Raw genomic sequence first — 18,308 nt, forward strand, 5'->3', positions numbered from 1 at the left:
AATAATCTTATTTTTCCCTTTGAATTTCTTCTATAATTTCTAAAAATGCTTGTACTTGCTTCAACTGCCTTGCCGAGTCACTTGTTAACAACCATGTTTCTCTCGTCAGTTGAACAGGTGTTTTATACATATTTTCCTGTACTTCCTTTAAAACAGTAGAAGGTAAAAGGGCATAACCTATACCATTTAAAACAAGTTGTTTACATGTTTCAATTTGGTCAACTACAATCGTTCGCTTAGGCGGATTAGAAAATAAACCATACCACCAATTTTGTATTTGTCCATAATAAGTCGAGTCACTTTTAAATTGAATGAACGGCCTATTTGTTTCTTTTAACATCGAAATATCTTTTATTTCTTTATCAACTAAATACAGTTCATCTTCAAATAATTGTTGCTTCTGACCTTTATATTCTTGTGTTCCCCTCAGTATAGCAACATGCACGTCTCCTTCATAAAACTGCTTTTGCACTTCACTACTCCATCCAGTAAACAGCGATATCTTTACAGAAGGATATTTATGCACAAAATTTTTCAAAACAGGAGGGAGCCAATATTGACCAATAACTGATGCAACAGCTATTTTTAACGTTCCATGAGTTTCCGTTCTGAAAACAGCCAGCTCACTTTTTATATCTTCTTCCCTTTGCAACATTTCTTTGGCATAATTTGCAACTTTTTCCCCTTCAGGTGTAATTGTCAATCCTTTTTGTGAGCGAATAAAAAACTTCATTCCCCATTGTTTCTCCATAGATTGTAATCGTTGACTCAGCGCAGGTTGGGAAACAAATAAACGTTCCGCCGCTTTTCTCATATTTGATTCCTGAGCTAACACAACCATCATTTGAAAATCATCAATTTGCAACTTTCTCCCTCTTTCCTTAGCTTCCATACACCTTATTTCAATAAGCTTTTCATCCTTAATTTACCCGAATGCTTTCATTCAGAAAATACAATTGTCCAGCGCAAACTTTCCTTATGTTTTATGTCTTTTTAAATATAATACATACACAAGTGATATGCACGAAAAAAAAGTGACTTCTTCGTTTCTATGAAGTCACTTTTTTCACTTTATCGATTATGTTGCCTTACTTTCTTATTCAACAATTTTAAAATAGCCCGACGTGTTAAAATCCCCTCAAAATAGCCTTCTTCATTAACAGCGCAAATAAAAGGATGATCAATTGTCATTTCTAAAGCTTTTGCAAATGAATCGTCTAATTTAAGAACAGGTATATCTTCTTTCATCACCTGCTCTACTTTCATATCATCGAGCCTTTCAAACTCAATACGTTCTAATCCTAACATACCATCTAATATCATGGCAGTACTAATCAAACCATGTAGTTTATACATTGGATCTAAGACAGGTATCGCTGAATATCCAGATTTTACAAGAACGAGTAAAGCATGTTCTAAACTATTTCCAATTTGGACATGAGCTACTTTTTCCGATGAAATCATTAAATCCTTCACAAGAATTTGTTGAAATTCGTCTTTCGGAATACTAATCATATTACATCCCCCATTTTCCCTTTTTCCTGCTTATGTTCACAACTCTATTCACATTTTATGACAGCGTTTTCATATTATTATTTTGTCCTAAATTTATTTCAATAAAAATACAATCACACAGCTATTTTAGCATACCGCACAAAAAAAAGACTACCATTCCGGTAGCGCTTAATACCCTTTATTTTTTAATCTGTAAAATAACCTTGTGATTTTTTTATATTGCATCACATCTGTCTGTTTCAAACCATTCTCAATATCTGTAAGTTCCACAGCTAAAATTTCACTTGCGTAATTTTGCTGAAATAAAATATCTAGTAGTAAACTTTCTTCTTCCTTCGTTAAAACAACTTCCCTTTGCATATACCCCTCTCCTTACACTCGCATCGTTACTCTTATTATATAAAAAATTCAACCTATTTAATAGATGTAATATTCAGTTTTTATTAAAAGATATGTAACAATCGTACACATACAAAAAAATCATTTCGTATATCGATTTGCATAGCTAAACGCCGCATAAGCATCCGGCTTAATTTTTGCAGTTAATCCCATCGCTCGAATTTTTTCTGTCATATCTAAAATAAATTCTTTTGTTAAGCCATCATTCCCAATGTCTAAATGAATTTCCATTATGAATCCAGCCCCATCTTGAGCATAAGGATGCAATAACTCCCATATTGTTTGTATATGAGTAGGCGTAAATAGACATGCGATTTCTTGACTAAACTGCGTTTCTAAATATATTTTCTCACGTAAGGTCGCTGGCTTATCTTTTACTGATCTATGGTGTAAACAACCCCAGGCACCTTTTCCAACACGATGAATATGGATTGCTGTAATAAACCTCGTATCCTTTTGATGCGCTTGCGAGTCTGTCCCAATGGATAATCGATACAAATTTCGCGGATCCTTTTCAATGAAACTACAAATACGGTTAAAGACCATATCAAAATTTAAATGTCTCTCTGAAACATTGTAAAATTTATGTGCACCGTCCACAGAGTCACGTCCTTTCAATTAGACAGACTTTTCGTATTCTCATTGTATGGGACAAAAACTAAAATTATAACTTCCTATCCTTTATTCGTTTCAATATTTCGAATTACAAAGTGACAAACTTGGCACGTATAAATTACATTTTGATTAGATTGAGCCGTTAATACATGAATAATCTCAGCAGAACTTTGACAATTAGGACAAATCACAACTGGTAAACGTTCCATACGATAACCTCCTAGTTATATTTCTCCCGCTATTTGCAAAACCCAGCGATAGTGAGAAGTTTAGCTTCACATATTCACCCGGTTGACGGGACTAATTATCCACATGGATAAGCAAACTTGCACGGATTAAATTTTCATTTTAATACCATTGTAGGAAAAATAAAAAACTTCTATACATTATGCTAGAAAGTAATAGAACTAAAAAAGGTACTGCCATGTGGCAGTACCTTTTTTATATGTATCAAGAAATGATATCGTAAATCTCAATTGCAACCATGTCGATATTATCGAATTGATATACTTGAGGTTTTTCACCTTGTTGATACACTTCTAACTCATACATTTCACTTTTATCGAAAAATTTCACGCTACATTTGCGCTCACCGTTCACTTCAAAATAGCGTTGTGCTACTTCACCGCTTTCAGCTTGTTCTTGTAGACTAACAAGTCGAGTTAAAATTCCTTGGAGTAGAGACATGAAATCTCTCCTTTCTCTGATCTTCCTACCAATAGGTTTTACAGCTATACTCATTCTATCCGTCATAACAGAAAAAATGTTCCACACTCTAGGATAAAGGTTATTGGCCAGAAACTCAACTAAAAATTTGTCGAAATGCGAAGGAAAAAACAGAAAGAACATATTTCTCCTTCATTATTGCGGTTTTTATACTGGAAGAATATAATAAAAAACAGAAAAAAGGAGGAATTACAATGAAAAAAATTGAGGTTTATACACAACCCGATTGTCCGCCATGTGTTATTGTAAAAGAATTTTTGAAGCATAATAACGTTGCATATGAAGAATTTGACGTAAAAAAAGACGCTGCTGCTCGCAATCGTCTTTTATACGACTATGATTCTTATTCAACTCCAACAGTCGTAATTGATGGCGAAGTAGTTGCAGGTTTTCAAATTGAAAAGTTACAACAACTACTCAATATAGAATAGGAATAGGTAAATACCTATTCCTATTCTTATCCCGCTATTTGTAGGTAGTAAAACTCCCACCCACTGATTAAAAGTTTCACTTTATAATTGTTGCAACCTTTTTATTTCAGTTAAAAGTTCCTGACTTTCATGATATCCTGCTAACTTCCATTTATCTTGATCCCTTTTCAATGTTACAATTTGATATTGTCCACTTTTTGTCCGCTCATATACATATAAATTTTTATGTTCTTCATCATACGACATTTTCGTTTCTGAATTAAAAGAAAACGGTGCTTCTTTTGCCGGAAGTAAATATTCACCACTTTGTTTATCACTTCTGCTATTTTCATCTGTAAATACTTGAAGGAAATTATCTGTAAAATACGGTGATAACGTCTCTATCATCTTATTCATCGGCAAATGCTTCCCACGAATTGAAAACTGGGTTTCATAGCCTTTTTGTATCGTTGTAAATACTTCTTTCCGATCGACTTCCACTTCCTCTTTCCCTAAAACAGTCGTAACACTATAACCAACTAGAAAGGCAACACATACAAATAGAACAAGCCATATTCCATATTTCCTCATTTTTTCACCTTCCTTTTAAAAGAACTTGTCTTTGTAGTATTCATTGTAACAATGATTATGCAAAGAAAGGACAGATTTCGTTCGTAAAATCTTTACAACGATAGACAGCATTTTCATCACCATTTTCACTATTACCAATTTATGATAAAAACAAACAAAAAATGCACGAATCTCTTCGTGCATTAAAATAAAACATCTTCTTCATATAAATATTCATAAGATAAATCTATAAATAAAAAGTTGTCATCATCAATCGGGAAAGAAAATGTTCGTACCATTTCTCCCGTTTCAATATCTGCATATAAATCTGAAAGCCTCGCCTTATTCTCAAAACGCATTTTCATTATATTCTCGAGAAAATACGGGCGCCAGCTCCAGTTCTTCATATAATAATCCGGCATCACAATCCATTCTCCATCTTTTTTCATAACATTTCCTGATTGTTGGAAACCATCTTCATTACAAATAAATATACGAAAACTACACTGTGATACACTTTGACTAAATTGTAATAACCAATCATTTATATCTTCATTCTTTTTTTGTTTTGATAAAACATCGCCAATGCGATCGCGTAACATCTCTGTTAAATTATAAATTTTTTGTAACTTCTTCTTTTCATGCTGAATAAACTGATGACATTCATTACCTAGTCGCTCTTTCAAAACATTCGTTTCAATAAAATCAGGTAAACATTCTTTTAAATAATTACCTTGATAATATCTTCCGCCGTTCTTCCAAGCATATTGCAGTTGATAAAAAGCATCTATTTCTTCATATAATAAAGTTGCACCAATTCTTCTAGCAAGTAATGATAAAGAATATAAAATATCTTGATAAGATTGTAAAAGTGCTGTTTGCCTTAAGTTCGTTAAATCTACTTTTAAAATATCAGGTGCTAACACGCTAATACGCTCTAAATTACTTGTACCCGTTCCGACTTTATTAATCGAAATTTGAATACCATATGTACGATAATACATAAGCAAATGATTAAATTGCTCTATATCTTCTTTACATTCATGCTCTGTAATCTCTAAAACAATTTGTTTTAAATTTAAACCTTGTTCTTCATACCTCAATAAAAGTTGAAGCAAGCTTTCATCATCATCATTCATTAATACATTAGCATTCCGATGTATAAATAATAATAATTTTTGATCGCTTTCTAAATAACGATTTAAAGCTTTTTCTACTATAATATTATCCGCTTCCAGTTGAAATTCACTTGGAATCGAATCATCGTGAAAGAAAGAAGCTAAACTTTGTATGCCCTCTTCTGTTTGAATACGTCCTACTACTTCATATCCAATTACAGTATGCTCATCAGCACTAAAAATAGCTTGATAATAAGGAAGGACTTTATCCAAGTTACTCATTACATCTAATGCATCTATCAACGTGCTTCCCTCCCTTTACTTTTCAAAAATTATAACATGATATTTACGGAAAAATAATAAAAAATCCCTTCAGTTTTCCTGAAGGGATTAGAGGGGTAAAATGCTAAGGGGAATTAGCAATTCTACTATGAAGAAAAAAGAGGTCTTAAATATAACGTATATATGACCTCTTGTAAACACTTTTCTTTCATATGTCACAATTCCGTCACATTTAACCGTAAAAAAATGAATCAAACATTCATTTTTTTATCCCTTTTAAAATGGATATTGATGTAAATGTTGTCCTCCATCCATTGTCATGCAAGTTCCATTTATGTACGCAGCTTCATCTGAGCATAAATAATAAGCTAGACCAGCGATTTCTTCTGGCGTACCCAGCCTTCCAAGCGGAACACTTTGTATCGTACGCTTAGCCATTTCTTCTGAAATCCATAATTTATCAGCACCGCCCGTACGTTCAATTGGTCCTGGAGCGATAGCGTTAACTCGTATTCCATATTTACGTCCCCACTCAACAGCGAGCGTCTTCGTCATCGCTAATACTCCTGCCTTCGCTGCAGCCGAATGAATAACTCCTGGACCTGCATCCCATGCATATGTTGCTACCATATTAATGATATTCCCTTTTATACCTTTTTCAATCCAATATTTTCCGACAGCATGGCTACAGTAAAATGTACCGTTTAATACAATATTAATGACCGAATTCCAGCCATTCACGGATAAATCTTCTGCTGGACAAATAAAGTTTCCAGCTGCATTATTTATTAAAACATCAATTCGACCAAACTTCTCATCAATCTGTTCAATCATTTTCTGAATGTCATCCGTATTTCTTACATCCATTTGTACAGGTAATACTTGCCCTGGAAATTGTTCAATTTCCAACTTTGTTTCCTCTAGTTTTTCTTTTGTACGTCCTGTAATAACAACTCGTGCCCCTTCTTTTGCAAAGCGAGTCGCCATTCCTTTTCCCATTCCACTCGATCCACCTGTTATAATAACTACCTTTTCTTTCACATACATCCCCTCCAAAAAATGAATACACATTCATTTTATCACTTTATTTAATAGAAATCTTTATATTTTTAAACTTTTCTGATATTTTAATGTAAAGAACTTTCTTTTTATTCATTTTTTTCGTAATCTATACTAATTTTTTATTATGTAAAATATATTTTTAAATAAACTGAAAGGAGATTTGAGTAGCCTGTAAATGGAATAAAAACATTGAGGTATACTCATATTTTTATGACGCACATTACAAGAAGAAATTTTTTGAAAATTGGTATGCGTACTTGTCTCTATTCATTTATAACCAGTGGCATCGGATACTACTATGCTAAATATATAGAACCCCATTTCATTTCTTTTACACAGCACACATTAAAATCACAACTCATCCCAAAAAGTTTTCATGGTATGAAAATTCTTCAATTCAGCGATTTACATCTCGGATACTATTTCTCGCTTCAACATTTATCTCAAGTTGTTTCTAAAATTAATGCTGTAAATCCAGATATTGTCCTTTTTACCGGAGATCTCATTGATAATTATCAAACGTATACTGACACTCCTTTTGTCGCATCCATTTTAAAAAATATACAAGCCCCCTTCGGTAAATTCGCTATTTATGGTAACCATGATCACGGTGGATATGGAACTGAATACTATGAGCACATCATGCGTGAATCAGGATTTGAACTATTGCTAAATAGTGAAAAAAGAATTCGTCTAATGGATAATAGTGAAATTTCTATTTTCGGTCTCGATGATATACTACTAGGCAAACCAAAAATAGAGAAAACATTACAACATGCACGGCAAAATACTTATAACATCGTTCTTGTTCACGAGCCAGATATCGCGCCGCAAATTTCCAAATATCCAATCAACTTGCAACTTTCTGGTCATAGCCATGGCGGACAAGTACAAATTCCTTTTTTAGGTGCTATTATTACACCATCACTCGCCAAAGACTATATTGAAGGCTTCTATACGATGCAGGATTTAACTCTCTATGTCAATCGAGGTCTTGGAAGAACACGTGTCCCATTTCGTTTTATGTCAAAACCTGAAATCACAATTTTCACACTCCAACATTCGTAATAATTCGCCTATTTTCTTACATATCCTTTCTTGTACGCGCTCATCCATGTTTCGTTTACCATATGATAAAAGTGAGTCCAATAAAGGAGGTATGTTCATGTATCCATATTATCAACCAATTCCAGTCCGTTCAGCACCTATTGGTCCAGTAGGCGACTCACGCTTCTTCCCGTTTTTTGGCGTTCCCTTTCTAGCTGGAATTGCTGGTGGATTGCTCGGCGGAGCATTAGCTTTCGGCCCTCGACCATTTTATCCACCTTATCCACCACCTTTCCCGCCGCCAGCACCTTATCCTTGTTACGGTGGACCATGTCAGCAACCATACTATTACTAGGTTAAAGTAACGATTCTTTCAAATATTATTCTCTCAACGAGCCATCTCATTACACGCTTATAATAAAACTATTGTTTCTACTCATCCTTCCATTTTTGGAGCATATGAGTAGAAAAAAGTAAAAACCTCTTATGGACATAAGAGGTTTTTACTTTTTTTCATTATTCAGCGTCTGTATTTTGATACGCCATCTTAAACAACTTCACTTGGCTATCAATTTCTTCTGTACTACCATTAATAACATAATAGTAATCACCATCTTTATTTTGTTCACGTGTTTTCACATTATCAGCTAATGTAAGCTGTAAAATCGCCTTAATTCGTGCCTTCATTTCAATATCTAATATCGGGAAAGATATTTCCACTCGCTTCTCCATATTTCGCGTCATCAAATCAGCTGAAGATAAATATATTTTCTCCTCCCCATTATGATGGAAATAATAAATACGGCTATGTTCTAAATATCTTCCAACAACACTAACTACACGAATATTTTCACTTACATTTGGAATACCAGGTCGTAGGCAACATGTTCCTCGAACAATGAGCTCTACCTTTACTCCAGCTTGTGATGCTTCGTACATTTTTTTTATTAACGGTTTATCTGTTAATGAATTCATCTTAGCGATAATATATCCATTTCCATATTGCCTATGATAACGGATTTCTTCATCTATTAAATCCATAAATTGCTCTCTTATATCAAATGGAGCAACCGATAAATGATGAAAATGTGGCTTTGTTGTATAACCACTTAAATAATTAAAGAAATTGGTTGCATCGACCCCAAAATCTTTTCTTGATGTAATATATCCAAAATCAGTATATAACTTCGCTGTTGCATCATTATAGTTCCCAGTTCCCAGATGTACGAACCTTTCGATTTTTCCGTTTTTTCTCCTTACAACTAGCGTAATTTTACTATGTGTTTTCAAGTGACTGACACCGTAAATAACATGACAGCCTGCCTGTTCCAATTCTTTAGCCCAGTGAACATTGTTTTCTTCATCAAACCTTGCCTTTAATTCAACTAATACCGTCACTTGTTTTCCCTTTTCAGCCGCTATCTTTAACGCCTGAATAATCGGTGAATCACCACTTACACGATATAACGTTTGTTTAATCGCAAGTACATTCGGATCGTCTGCCGCATCACGGACAAAATCAACTACCGGCTGAAATGATTCAAAAGGATGATGTAATAAAATATCATGCTCAATTGCTTTTTCAAATACATCTTCTTCATCACCTAAATCTTGAGGCGGTTGCGGAATAAGAGCTGGATATACAAGATGTTCATATAAAGGAGCTAGTTTTTTATATAAAGAAAACAAACATGTCAAATCTAATGGGCCATCCATTATATATACATCTTCATCTTTTACTTCCAGAACCTCATATAATAACGCTAATACTCTTTCATCAATGTGTTCTTTCCCAACTTCTAAACGTACAGCAGCCCCCCACTTACGCTTTTTTAATTCTTTTTCAATTACCTTTAATAAATCTCTCGCACCTTCTTCATGAATCGTTAAATCTGCATTGCGTGTAATACGGAAACGAGTAACAGATGATACTGTATATCCCGTAAATAATTTATGAGTAAAGCTACTAATTACGTCTTCTAATAAAATAAATTTATGCTTTTGCCCTTCGCTCGGTAAAATTATGAAGCGCTCAAGTAATGAAGGAACTTGTACAATCCCTAACTTCGTCCTGTTTTCTTCTTCCGCTTGCTTCTCATCATATAAAAGAGTAGCCAAATTCAAACTTTTGTTTAATAACATTGGAAATGGGCGATATGCATCAATAGCTACAGGAGTTAACACCGGAAAAATTTGCTCGTCAAAATACTCTTCTATAAATTCTCGCTGCTCTTTCGTCAAATCATTGAATGTTAAACGTTCAATTCCCTCTAACTCAAGTGCTGGTAATACATAATTTTTAAATGTATCATATTGTACTGTCATTAGTGCATGGGCTTTTATCGCAATTTTATTTAATTGCTTTTTCGGTGTTAAGCCAGCTTTATTTTCTGGTTGATTAAATCCAGCACTCACTTGATCCTTTAATCCCGCTACACGTACCATAAAAAATTCATCTAAATTCGAACTAAAAATACTAATAAATTTCAATCTTTCCAAAAGTGGATTATTTGCATCTTGCGCTTCTTGTAAGACACGTTCATTAAATGCTAACCAACTTAACTCTCGATTATTGTAATAAGCTGTATCATTTAAATTTACTGCATTCCCCTTCAATAATTCCATTCTCTTCACACTTCCCCTTGAAACTTTTTTACTATAATTTAGTTAATTTCATTTTATCAAATTACAATATTACAAAGTGTAAATTTTTCGTAAAGACATCCGTACAACCTAATGTTTTAGTTCAAATAATAAATTAATATTCGTTTTTAATACTCTTTCTAACTGTTTTTTTTGTTTTTCAGCTTGTACTTTTACTGCTAATGCCGATTGTTCACATAAAACTTTAAACGTTAATCCCTCTTCGCTTTCTGTTATAGATATGGTATCAATAAGCGATCGTTGCCTTACATTTAAAGTAGCTGAAAATTGTAAAACAGCTCCTAACAGGCGGATTTTTTTTTGTTCGCTTTTATCAAACCAACCTTCAAATGGAGATAAATGTTGTTTAAATAACATTTTTGATTTATACGATGCAATAAGCGCTAGCCTTACTCGATCTTTATGCATCATGCCATCAATTGTCTTATTCGCTAATAAATAAAACGTATGTAAACGGCTCGCTTCTTCGTCTATATATTTGCCTATATTAAATACTTTCGCAGCTTGATGGAACACTTCCCAGTCTTTTACTGTCATAGAAATAAGCCCTATTTCCTCAAGTTGTTTGCAAATTAATCTTCCATGTTTAATAAGTTGAATAACAAATTCCATGTCCATTTCGTATTCATGTGATAGTAAATGCAAACTTTCTTCAACTACGTTCGGATAATATGAAATCCCCAAATCTTTTGTCAACTCTTCATAGAAAACACCTTCTCTTAACCCTTTTCTACTTAATACAAATGCCGGTGCCTCTATAACATTAACAAGTGTATGAAATACTTCAACCGCTGGAATAATCGTATCTGCTCGATCTTTTGCTAATCCTTCCAATTTCTGAAGTTCTATGAACGACAATTTTTCCAATTCCTCTTTTACACTTTCAATATCTTCTTCTTTCATCTTGTATAAATGTAATCCTGCTATAGGATAACATATTAAATTTTGATGGATTTTTACTAAGTTCCTAGCACTACCACCAATTGCAATAAGAGGCAATTTCTTATTGATTAACCATGGTAACGTTCGAAATTGAAACTCTAAATACTGTTGCATTCCCTCTAACTCATCTTTAGTAGGAATATCACCTTTAATAAATTGTCGCTTTAAAGAAAGTGCCCCAAAAGGAAAACTATGGTACTCTAAAATCTCTCTATTTCTAAAGTATGTAACTTCCGTACTTCCCCCACCAATATCTACCGTTATTCCTTCTGAAAACGATGTAGAATTCATAACCGCCAAGTATCCGTAACGCGCTTCCTCATACTCTGATAATACTCTAAGAGTAAAGTCCGTTTGTCCTTCAACAAGCTTTTTAATTTCCTCTTGATTCTCCGACTGTCTAATTGTTGCTGTTGCAACACAAAGTACATGATGCAACTGATGGAATCTTGTACTTTCTTGAAATTGAAATAATGTCTGTAATAATACTTCTATTCCCTCTTCATTCAATACACCATCAATTAAGTAATTCCTTAACCTAGCAACAACTTTCGTATTTTCAATCTCTTTATAAAAACCTCCATTTTGCTTTTCATAAATAACTAAACGCATTGTATTAGATCCAATATCTATAATGGCATACTGTTGTTTTAATATTTCTTTCAAACTTCTCACTCTTTCATTATCAAATTTCAAAAACATATTCTATTACTATTATACAAAATAGTTGTCTTTTGTAACAATATTGCTTTAATATTGAAAATATATACAATCACTTTTTGCGTATAATAAATACCTATTTTATTTATGGTATAATAATGAAAAATTGAAAGGAGATTCAATATGAAACCTTCACAACCACAATCTCAATTACAAAACCAACATTCTATTAATCGACTAGCTCAATCTATTTTCGTTGTGAATCGTCATGCTAAAGCAGCTACTAATCCTAAATATTTATACTGGTTAAAAAAGACAGCTTTAGAACGTTTGATCGCTGAAAAAAAAGCAATTAAAGAAGGATTGCATTTTTCTAGAAACCCACGTTTTAGCCAACAACAATCTGATGTCCTTATACGTTTAGGCGATTATTTTTTCCACATCCCTCCTACGAAAGAAGATTTTCGAATTCTACCGCATCTTGGTCATCTTGAATCCTCCTATCGAAATCCGAAAACAACCTTATCTTTAACAGTAGCAAAAAAAACACTTCAAGATTATATTGGTCCTGAAGCATTAAAACAAGAAAAAAAATTAAGTGAGCCTGTTCCATGGTATAGTCGTACTTATACAAAAAAATAAAACAGTTTGGCCAAGTGTAGGCCAAACTGTTTTATTTTTTCTCTTCTTTAATTTTAATATTTGCTTGTTTATAAAAAGCTACTTTTTCTGTATTATAAGACTTTGTAAATTCATTAAATTTATCTTTTTCTGACTCAATATCCTTATAAGATTGATTTACTACTTTTACTTTTTCACTAATATCTTTTAATTTAGTACCTTTATCTTGTAACATTGTATATAACTCTTTTTCTTGTTTTAAAGATTTGTTATAGCTGTCATACATTTTATTAAATGAATCGTGGCGTTTCTCATACGTGCTTTTCACTTTATCAGCTTGATCTTTCAATTTCTTATCTTCAATTTTCTTCACATACTTATCAGCTGACTTCACTTCTTCTTGCGCTTTATTTAAAACTTCTTTTTCTTTTGTAAGCACTTTTTCTCGTTCAGTTGTATTTTTCACTGCTTGATTCAGTTTTTCTTTAACAGTTTGATTATTATCTTTTCCTTCTTGAACAATCTGGTTATATAATTCTTGTCCTTCTTTCTCTAAAGTCTCAAGTTTTTTTGCATCTTCAAACATTGTTTTTTCTTGTTTAGCAGCGTTTTCAAACGCTACATATAATTCTTCTTCTGGTTTCGGGCCGAAACAACCGGCTAATAAAATCATTGATAATGTAGTTACAATTGCTAATTTACTATATTTCAACATCTCTTCCTCCTACTTATAAACGACCATCGTGTAATATAAAAAAGTTATAAAATATGTAATTGTTCTATACACTCGCATCTTTTTTACGAAGATCATTAATATTGTTTGTACAAATTATTACTTGATATTACATTATTCTTTTTGAATTATTTAGCAATTCCATATCCATCTTTAAGTATACTACTTCGTGTTTTTTAAGGCCTGTTCACACTATGTATTACTTTAATATCCACGGAATTTCACCTCAGTCTTAATAAGACTATAATAGTTCACCTGATAAAAGGTGATCGCTCCGCTCTCACGTCTATCATTCCCTTTCCAGCTTTCTATCAATTAATCTCTTTGTTCATTTTACACAGTACAATCGATATCTCGCAACAACTTACAAATATTCTTTTCATTTCCTAAAAAGGAAAAGTGTAGAGCTTGCTTTCCTCTACACTTTTAAAATAAAACACACTGTGCAAATTGCATTGGCACTACCATCATAATTATATGCTTATTTCATATATTTTTAAAGACTTTTATTACAAACGCGGCGTTTTTTTGTAATAAAAGTCAAAAAAATGTTACAAATAAAACATCTTCCTATCATATATCTTCAAATCAAAGCTTCACTCATTTTCCTACAAATTTCTATACTGGTACAATTGATTTTGCGACTTTCTCAACAGTTCTTCAAACGTTTTTCCTTCTACTGGATAGCTAGCTGCTCCAAATAAAAGAGTGACACTGAGTAAATCACCTTCTATTTCACTTTCAATATTTTTCATTAATCGTTTTGTTATTGTTGATGTTTCATGACCATTATCAATTGCTACAATAACGTACTTATTTTCATCCCACTTTGTAACAACATCACCCTTCCGAATTGTCTTTACAATGGTACTCTCTAATTTTTGTACTAACACTCCCAACTTTTTTTCTTGCAACGTGTCTTTTAATCCTTCCCATTCTTTTACAGAAAGAATGTACACTGTAATATTACGAGAATCTCTTTCAGATAAAGCAGCTACTTTCCCAAAAAAATCAACAACAAAATCATTGCTTGCCATTCCTCCTACTTCCATACCCATACGCTCGTTCGCTCTTTTATCGTACCAATGTCCAAAATAATAACTTAGTATCATTTGCAATATATAAATAATAAAGACGGTATAAAATGATCGTGAATCCAGTTTTGCAATTACATCCTGAAGTGCAATCCATTCTGTAACTGCCACAGTATTGCCAAGCAATAATCCACTAATTTTCCCTTTATGTTTCATACTTTTCCCCCTTTTATACCAATATATGTTTCTATATCAATAATGTTTTTCTACAAAATAAAAAATGTACATATGCAATGTACATTTCTGCTTAAGCTTGTATACCTTTTCTACTCTATTTCATATATATAATATATAACTTTTATAGAAAGGAGTAATCTATATGCTACAAAAAGAGAATCTATCAGATGCTATGCGTTTACTAGCTGGTTTTCTATTATCATTAAAATTATTATTTACCTCTTTCGGGATACACTTTATTACAAACGATCAAATCGACGCTATTGTTAATGTTGTTTCATTTTTATTTATTCTATACTTTGGCTACAAAAATAACTATGTAGGAAAAAAAGGAATGGAGCAAAAGAAAATACTCAAAAAACACAACCTTCACTAAAAAAGGAACCTTTTGTACAGGTTCCTTTTTATCATTGACGCACAACAACTTCATTTGTTTGCAGTGGGCCATATGATATCTCTTTATCTTGAAATGTATATGTAGCCTGAAAGAATGTTTGTTTAAGAGCTTTATCTTTATTAGCTTTTATTTTACAACGTAGTTCCACCTTCTCATTCGGTAACAAATCATCAATTCGCCATCTAACAAGCTGGAATAAAAACTCACTTATCCCCTTATCAACTTTTAAAGAATTAGGAATATAAGCAAAGTAATCTCGAATCATATGACTTACAACAACTCTCGAAATCATTTCTACCCCTTTATTTTCCACTTCAATTCGCATAATAAGTATGTCGTTTACATCGTAGGTCAATTCATACGAAAACTGTTCTGTATACATACTACCAATTTGTAATGTAACGGCTACTTGAGGAAATTCGTTTTCCTTTTTCGATCCGTCAATCCACAATACTGGTTGTAGCGGTATTGAATACTTTCCTGTATCCGAAATTCGTCCCCATATTTTCATAATATATATTCACCTCATTTCAGATGTAACATACACACAATGAATTCCCCAAATTACTAAAGCTTGCTACAAGCAATGTTTAATATTTCTCTTCCTTTTATCCTATTCGACAATATGAAGAAAAAACCATTTTTCATCTATTAACAGAAGGTGTTCTTTATGAATTTTTTTTACAATTTACTTCATTCCCTTCATAGCAATATTCAGTATGGCTCACTCGTTCTCTACTCATACGAAAGAATATTTTGACGTAAGAAAAAGTTTGCCTTATAGTCAAATTTGACTATAATATTCTTTATGGCATATCAGTGCACTTATGGAAAAGAAATTAAAATCAACTATACATTAAAATTTTTTATCCACTGCACTCAAAACTTAATATAGTTTACTTATTTCTAAAGGAGGGTTATATTTGGAAACTCAACCATTAAAAAAAGAAGCCAACAAGACAAAATTTGTTGTTGCTGGTTTACTGCTTGGTATATTAATGGCCGCAATGGATAATACAATCGTTGCAACCGCAATGGCAACAATCGTTGGAGACCTAGGAGGATTTGATAAGTTTGTTTGGGTCACATCAGCTTATATGGTAGCAACAATGGCAGGGATGCCTATCTTCGGGAAACTTTCTGATATGTACGGGCGGAAACGTTTTTATATTGGGGGCCTCATTCTTTTCTTATTCGGTTCTGCTCTTTGCGGAACAGCTTCAAGTATTGAGCAATTAAGTATTTATAGAGCTATTCAAGGGATCGGTGGTGGTGCCCTTATGCCTATCGCCTTCACAATTATGTACGATATCTTCCCACCAGAAAAACGCGGGAAGATGACAGGACTATTCGGTGCTGTTTTCGGGACATCTAGTGTATTCGGTCCTTTATTAGGTGCTTATATTACAGACTATATAAGTTGGCATTGGGTCTTCTATATTAATATTCCATTAGGACTTATCTCCTTTTTCTTCATTACTAAATACTACAGTGAGTCTCTAGAATTTAGAAAACAAAAAATTGATTGGGCTGGTGCTATTACACTTGTCATAAGTATCGTTTGCTTAATGTTCGCATTAGAACTTGGTGGTAAGGAATATGCCTGGAATTCTACTGTAATTATTGGCTTATTTACAACAGTAGTTATTACGCTTATTATTTTCTTCTTTGTAGAACGAAAAGCAACCGAGCCTATTATTTCGTTCCATCTATTTAAAAAACCTTTATTCGCAGCTAGTCAAGGAGTTGCCTTTTTCTATGGTGCCGCTTTTATTATCTGTACAGTTTATATTCCAATCTTCATTCAAGGCGTTCTTGGAGGTTCCGCCTCTAATGCTGGATTAATTTTAACACCAATGATGGTTGGTTCTGTAATTGGAAGTCAAACAGGAGGACAATTAGCTTCTCGAACAAGCTATCGTAACATTATGATGGTATCTGGTGTCTTCTTCGTTCTTGGTATTTATTTATTAAGTACTTTAACAATGGACACACCTCGTTTACTCGTAACACTATTTATGATTCTCGCTGGGCTTGGTGTTGGCTTCTCATTCTCAGTATTAAGTATGTCTTCTATTCACAAGTTGGAAATGCGGGACCGTGGTTCGGCGACATCAACAAACTCATTCTTCCGATCACTCGGTATGACCCTTGGTGTAACGATTTTCGGTACAATTCAAAATCATATTTTTACAGATAAACTAAACTCTGTATTCCCCCCTGAACTAGCAAAATTAGCTCCAAAAGGCGGAGACACAAGTTTCTTATTATCACCAGGCGCTACCGCAAAAATTCCTGCTGAAATATTAGCGGGTATTAAAGAAGCTCTCGCTACATCTATTGCGAATACATTCTTCTGGGCACTCATCCCGGCTGTACTAAGTATTATTTGTATTTTACTTATGGGAAATGAACGCCTCTTTACAGGCCCTAAAAAGAAAGAAAAACAAAAGCAAGTTAGTTAATATAAAAAAGAAGCGGCATATTCCTTTATGAAAAAGGATATGCCGTTTATAATATGTATAAAGTGAAACTTTAATCAGTGGGGGGATGTTCATCCCCCACTGATTATTAGCCCACACCAATCGGGCTTTTACGGGCAGTTAATCCCCACCTAACTTCTTTGCTTCCGCTGAATTTTTGGGTGGGGATCTTACTGGATAAAGTTTTTATATACAGGAGTTGAGACAGCATGAGCATGAAATTAGTCATTCTCGGCTTGCTACTCGAAGGAGATAAACATCCATATGAAGTGCAGCATATTATGAAAGAACGACAAATGGATTGTTATATTAAATATGCTAAAGGATCACTTTATTACGCCTTCGAGCAATTAGAAAAGCAAGGGGCAATTCATATTACAAATGTAATTAGAGACACAAATCGACCTGACAAAACGATTTTTCATATAACAGAAGAAGGCAAAAAACTATTCCACACTTTACTATTAAAACAATTCGAAGCCAAAAACCAAATATATAAACCTATTTATTCAGCCTTATCTTTCGCTCACTTTAGCAATGATCACGAATTAGTTCCTATTTTAGAAAAAAAGAAAAACGATACTCTTCAATATTTACATACTATGCAAACGATATATGATTGTAATAAAGGAAAGGTTCCACGTGCACAACTATATATTTTGCAAAGTGTAATTGAGCATATTACAGTTGAATTACAATGGCTAAACACCCTCCTTAAAGATGCTATAGCAGGCCGACTTTCAGAAGTTGCTATAGATGAAGATTGAGCTATGAAAGAAGACATCCCTACTTC

21 protein-coding genes are annotated in these 18,308 nt (G+C 33.2%); 7 read left to right on the top strand and 14 right to left on the bottom strand.

Annotated features, from left to right (window positions below):
• Positions 1-7 precede the first annotated feature (7 nt).
• From GBN91_RS01055 to GBN91_RS01075, 6 genes are all read right to left on the bottom strand, one after another.
• Positions 8-892 (bottom strand): LysR family transcriptional regulator, encoded by an 885-nt coding sequence (locus tag GBN91_RS01055; protein WP_149215149.1) that lies wholly within the window; start codon positions 890-892, stop codon positions 8-10.
• 179 nt (positions 893-1,071) lie between these two features.
• Positions 1,072-1,515, bottom strand: a complete 444-nt coding sequence (cbpB, locus tag GBN91_RS01060; protein WP_000623579.1) for a cyclic-di-AMP-binding protein CbpB — start codon at positions 1,513-1,515, stop codon at positions 1,072-1,074.
• A 168-nt stretch (positions 1,516-1,683) separates the two neighbouring features.
• Positions 1,684-1,875, bottom strand: a complete 192-nt coding sequence (gene abbA, locus GBN91_RS01065) for an antirepressor AbbA (RefSeq protein WP_001188692.1) — start codon at positions 1,873-1,875, stop codon at positions 1,684-1,686.
• Between the two features lie 120 nt (positions 1,876-1,995).
• A complete protein-coding gene (locus GBN91_RS01070; protein WP_000348489.1) occupies positions 1,996-2,514 on the bottom strand; it encodes a ribonuclease H-like YkuK family protein in 519 nt (172 codons plus the stop codon).
• A gap of 74 nt (positions 2,515-2,588) precedes the next feature.
• On the bottom strand, positions 2,589-2,738 hold the full coding sequence (locus tag GBN91_RS28710) for a hypothetical protein (protein WP_000440540.1): 150 nt from the start codon (positions 2,736-2,738) through the stop codon (positions 2,589-2,591).
• Between the two features lie 241 nt (positions 2,739-2,979).
• Positions 2,980-3,216, bottom strand: coding sequence for a YkuJ family protein (locus GBN91_RS01075; RefSeq protein ID WP_000055151.1), 237 nt, complete (start codon positions 3,214-3,216; stop codon positions 2,980-2,982).
• Positions 3,217-3,449: 233 nt separating this feature from the next.
• Here GBN91_RS01075 and GBN91_RS01080 point away from each other — a divergent pair, with 233 nt between their 5' ends.
• Positions 3,450-3,686, top strand: coding sequence for a glutaredoxin family protein (locus GBN91_RS01080; RefSeq protein ID WP_000717875.1), 237 nt, complete (start codon positions 3,450-3,452; stop codon positions 3,684-3,686).
• A gap of 81 nt (positions 3,687-3,767) precedes the next feature.
• On the opposite strand, the gene GBN91_RS01085 is transcribed toward GBN91_RS01080, so the two are convergent.
• The 3 genes from GBN91_RS01085 to fadH form a co-directional block, all read right to left on the bottom strand.
• A complete protein-coding gene (locus GBN91_RS01085; protein ID WP_001233804.1) occupies positions 3,768-4,256 on the bottom strand; it encodes a DUF3993 domain-containing protein in 489 nt (162 codons plus the stop codon).
• A gap of 182 nt (positions 4,257-4,438) precedes the next feature.
• On the bottom strand, positions 4,439-5,656 hold the full coding sequence (locus GBN91_RS01090) for an EAL domain-containing protein (RefSeq protein WP_000564306.1): 1,218 nt from the start codon (positions 5,654-5,656) through the stop codon (positions 4,439-4,441).
• 255 nt (positions 5,657-5,911) lie between these two features.
• Complete coding sequence (fadH, locus tag GBN91_RS01095; RefSeq protein WP_000660913.1) at positions 5,912-6,676, bottom strand: 2,4-dienoyl-CoA reductase; 765 nt, start codon at positions 6,674-6,676, stop codon at positions 5,912-5,914.
• A gap of 231 nt (positions 6,677-6,907) precedes the next feature.
• Between fadH and GBN91_RS01100 the strand changes: the two genes are divergently transcribed.
• Both GBN91_RS01100 and GBN91_RS01105 read left to right on the top strand, forming a co-directional pair.
• A complete protein-coding gene (locus GBN91_RS01100) occupies positions 6,908-7,765 on the top strand; it encodes a metallophosphoesterase (protein WP_002024756.1) in 858 nt (285 codons plus the stop codon).
• A gap of 97 nt (positions 7,766-7,862) precedes the next feature.
• Positions 7,863-8,099 (top strand): hypothetical protein, encoded by a 237-nt coding sequence (locus GBN91_RS01105; RefSeq protein ID WP_000283738.1) that lies wholly within the window; start codon positions 7,863-7,865, stop codon positions 8,097-8,099.
• A 161-nt stretch (positions 8,100-8,260) separates the two neighbouring features.
• On the opposite strand, the gene GBN91_RS01110 is transcribed toward GBN91_RS01105, so the two are convergent.
• Together GBN91_RS01110 and GBN91_RS01115 are read right to left on the bottom strand one after the other, a co-directional pair.
• Positions 8,261-10,369 carry a polyphosphate kinase gene (locus GBN91_RS01110; protein ID WP_000421680.1) on the bottom strand — a complete coding sequence of 703 codons (2,109 nt, stop codon included), beginning with the start codon at positions 10,367-10,369 and terminating at the stop codon, positions 8,261-8,263.
• Between the two features lie 108 nt (positions 10,370-10,477).
• Positions 10,478-12,052, bottom strand: a complete 1,575-nt coding sequence (locus GBN91_RS01115) for a Ppx/GppA family phosphatase (RefSeq protein WP_152121208.1) — start codon at positions 12,050-12,052, stop codon at positions 10,478-10,480.
• A 141-nt stretch (positions 12,053-12,193) separates the two neighbouring features.
• On the opposite strand from GBN91_RS01115, the gene GBN91_RS01120 reads away from it, so the two are divergent.
• A complete protein-coding gene (locus GBN91_RS01120) occupies positions 12,194-12,652 on the top strand; it encodes a YkyB family protein (RefSeq protein WP_000804864.1) in 459 nt (152 codons plus the stop codon).
• Between the two features lie 31 nt (positions 12,653-12,683).
• Here the strand turns inward: GBN91_RS01120 and GBN91_RS01125 are convergent, their stop codons facing one another.
• Together GBN91_RS01125 and GBN91_RS01130 are read right to left on the bottom strand one after the other, a co-directional pair.
• A complete protein-coding gene (locus GBN91_RS01125) occupies positions 12,684-13,346 on the bottom strand; it encodes a YkyA family protein (RefSeq protein WP_000922498.1) in 663 nt (220 codons plus the stop codon).
• Positions 13,347-13,972: 626 nt separating this feature from the next.
• Positions 13,973-14,614: a diguanylate cyclase domain-containing protein gene (locus tag GBN91_RS01130; protein ID WP_046392977.1), complete on the bottom strand. Its 642-nt coding sequence runs from the start codon at positions 14,612-14,614 to the stop codon at positions 13,973-13,975.
• A 163-nt stretch (positions 14,615-14,777) separates the two neighbouring features.
• Here GBN91_RS01130 and GBN91_RS01135 point away from each other — a divergent pair, with 163 nt between their 5' ends.
• Positions 14,778-15,011, top strand: coding sequence for an SPP1 phage holin family protein (locus GBN91_RS01135; RefSeq protein ID WP_000939448.1), 234 nt, complete (start codon positions 14,778-14,780; stop codon positions 15,009-15,011).
• 31 nt (positions 15,012-15,042) lie between these two features.
• On the opposite strand, the gene GBN91_RS01140 is transcribed toward GBN91_RS01135, so the two are convergent.
• On the bottom strand, positions 15,043-15,543 hold the full coding sequence (locus GBN91_RS01140; protein WP_000708120.1) for a hypothetical protein: 501 nt from the start codon (positions 15,541-15,543) through the stop codon (positions 15,043-15,045).
• Positions 15,544-15,955: 412 nt separating this feature from the next.
• Here GBN91_RS01140 and GBN91_RS01145 point away from each other — a divergent pair, with 412 nt between their 5' ends.
• The gene (locus GBN91_RS01145) at positions 15,956-17,497 is read left to right on the top strand and encodes an MDR family MFS transporter (RefSeq protein ID WP_000449912.1); all 1,542 of its coding nucleotides are present in this window, start codon (positions 15,956-15,958) and stop codon (positions 17,495-17,497) included.
• A 227-nt stretch (positions 17,498-17,724) separates the two neighbouring features.
• Complete coding sequence (locus tag GBN91_RS01150; RefSeq protein ID WP_000062062.1) at positions 17,725-18,282, top strand: PadR family transcriptional regulator; 558 nt, start codon at positions 17,725-17,727, stop codon at positions 18,280-18,282.
• The last annotated feature ends 26 nt before the right edge of the window (positions 18,283-18,308 follow it).

The organism is Bacillus sp. B1-WWTP-T-0.5-Post-4 (genome assembly GCF_009183795.1).
Lineage (GTDB): Bacteria > Bacillota > Bacilli > Bacillales > Bacillaceae_G > Bacillus_A > Bacillus_A cereus.

What these genes read in the sequence shown, in the direction of transcription:
- GBN91_RS01055 (WP_149215149.1), bottom strand. Translation starts at nt 892, where the DNA reads ATGGAAGCTAAGGAAAGAGGGAGAAAGTTGCAAATTGATGATTTTCAA.
- GBN91_RS01150 (WP_000062062.1), top strand. Translation starts at nt 17,725, where the DNA reads ATGAGCATGAAATTAGTCATTCTCGGCTTGCTACTCGAAGGAGATAAA.
- GBN91_RS01140 (WP_000708120.1), bottom strand. Translation starts at nt 15,543, where the DNA reads ATGAAAATATGGGGACGAATTTCGGATACAGGAAAGTATTCAATACCG.
- GBN91_RS01110 (WP_000421680.1), bottom strand. Translation starts at nt 10,369, where the DNA reads ATGGAATTATTGAAGGGGAATGCAGTAAATTTAAATGATACAGCTTAT.
- cbpB (WP_000623579.1), bottom strand. Translation starts at nt 1,515, where the DNA reads ATGATTAGTATTCCGAAAGACGAATTTCAACAAATTCTTGTGAAGGAT.
- GBN91_RS01115 (WP_152121208.1), bottom strand. Translation starts at nt 12,052, where the DNA reads ATGTTTTTGAAATTTGATAATGAAAGAGTGAGAAGTTTGAAAGAAATA.
- GBN91_RS28710 (WP_000440540.1), bottom strand. Translation starts at nt 2,738, where the DNA reads ATGGAACGTTTACCAGTTGTGATTTGTCCTAATTGTCAAAGTTCTGCT.
- GBN91_RS01135 (WP_000939448.1), top strand. Translation starts at nt 14,778, where the DNA reads ATGCTACAAAAAGAGAATCTATCAGATGCTATGCGTTTACTAGCTGGT.
- GBN91_RS01085 (WP_001233804.1), bottom strand. Translation starts at nt 4,256, where the DNA reads ATGAGGAAATATGGAATATGGCTTGTTCTATTTGTATGTGTTGCCTTT.
- abbA (WP_001188692.1), bottom strand. Translation starts at nt 1,875, where the DNA reads ATGCAAAGGGAAGTTGTTTTAACGAAGGAAGAAGAAAGTTTACTACTA.
- GBN91_RS01125 (WP_000922498.1), bottom strand. Translation starts at nt 13,346, where the DNA reads ATGTTGAAATATAGTAAATTAGCAATTGTAACTACATTATCAATGATT.
- GBN91_RS01120 (WP_000804864.1), top strand. Translation starts at nt 12,194, where the DNA reads ATGAAACCTTCACAACCACAATCTCAATTACAAAACCAACATTCTATT.
- GBN91_RS01075 (WP_000055151.1), bottom strand. Translation starts at nt 3,216, where the DNA reads ATGTCTCTACTCCAAGGAATTTTAACTCGACTTGTTAGTCTACAAGAA.
- GBN91_RS01130 (WP_046392977.1), bottom strand. Translation starts at nt 14,614, where the DNA reads ATGAAACATAAAGGGAAAATTAGTGGATTATTGCTTGGCAATACTGTG.
- GBN91_RS01100 (WP_002024756.1), top strand. Translation starts at nt 6,908, where the DNA reads ATGACGCACATTACAAGAAGAAATTTTTTGAAAATTGGTATGCGTACT.
- GBN91_RS01105 (WP_000283738.1), top strand. Translation starts at nt 7,863, where the DNA reads ATGTATCCATATTATCAACCAATTCCAGTCCGTTCAGCACCTATTGGT.
- GBN91_RS01080 (WP_000717875.1), top strand. Translation starts at nt 3,450, where the DNA reads ATGAAAAAAATTGAGGTTTATACACAACCCGATTGTCCGCCATGTGTT.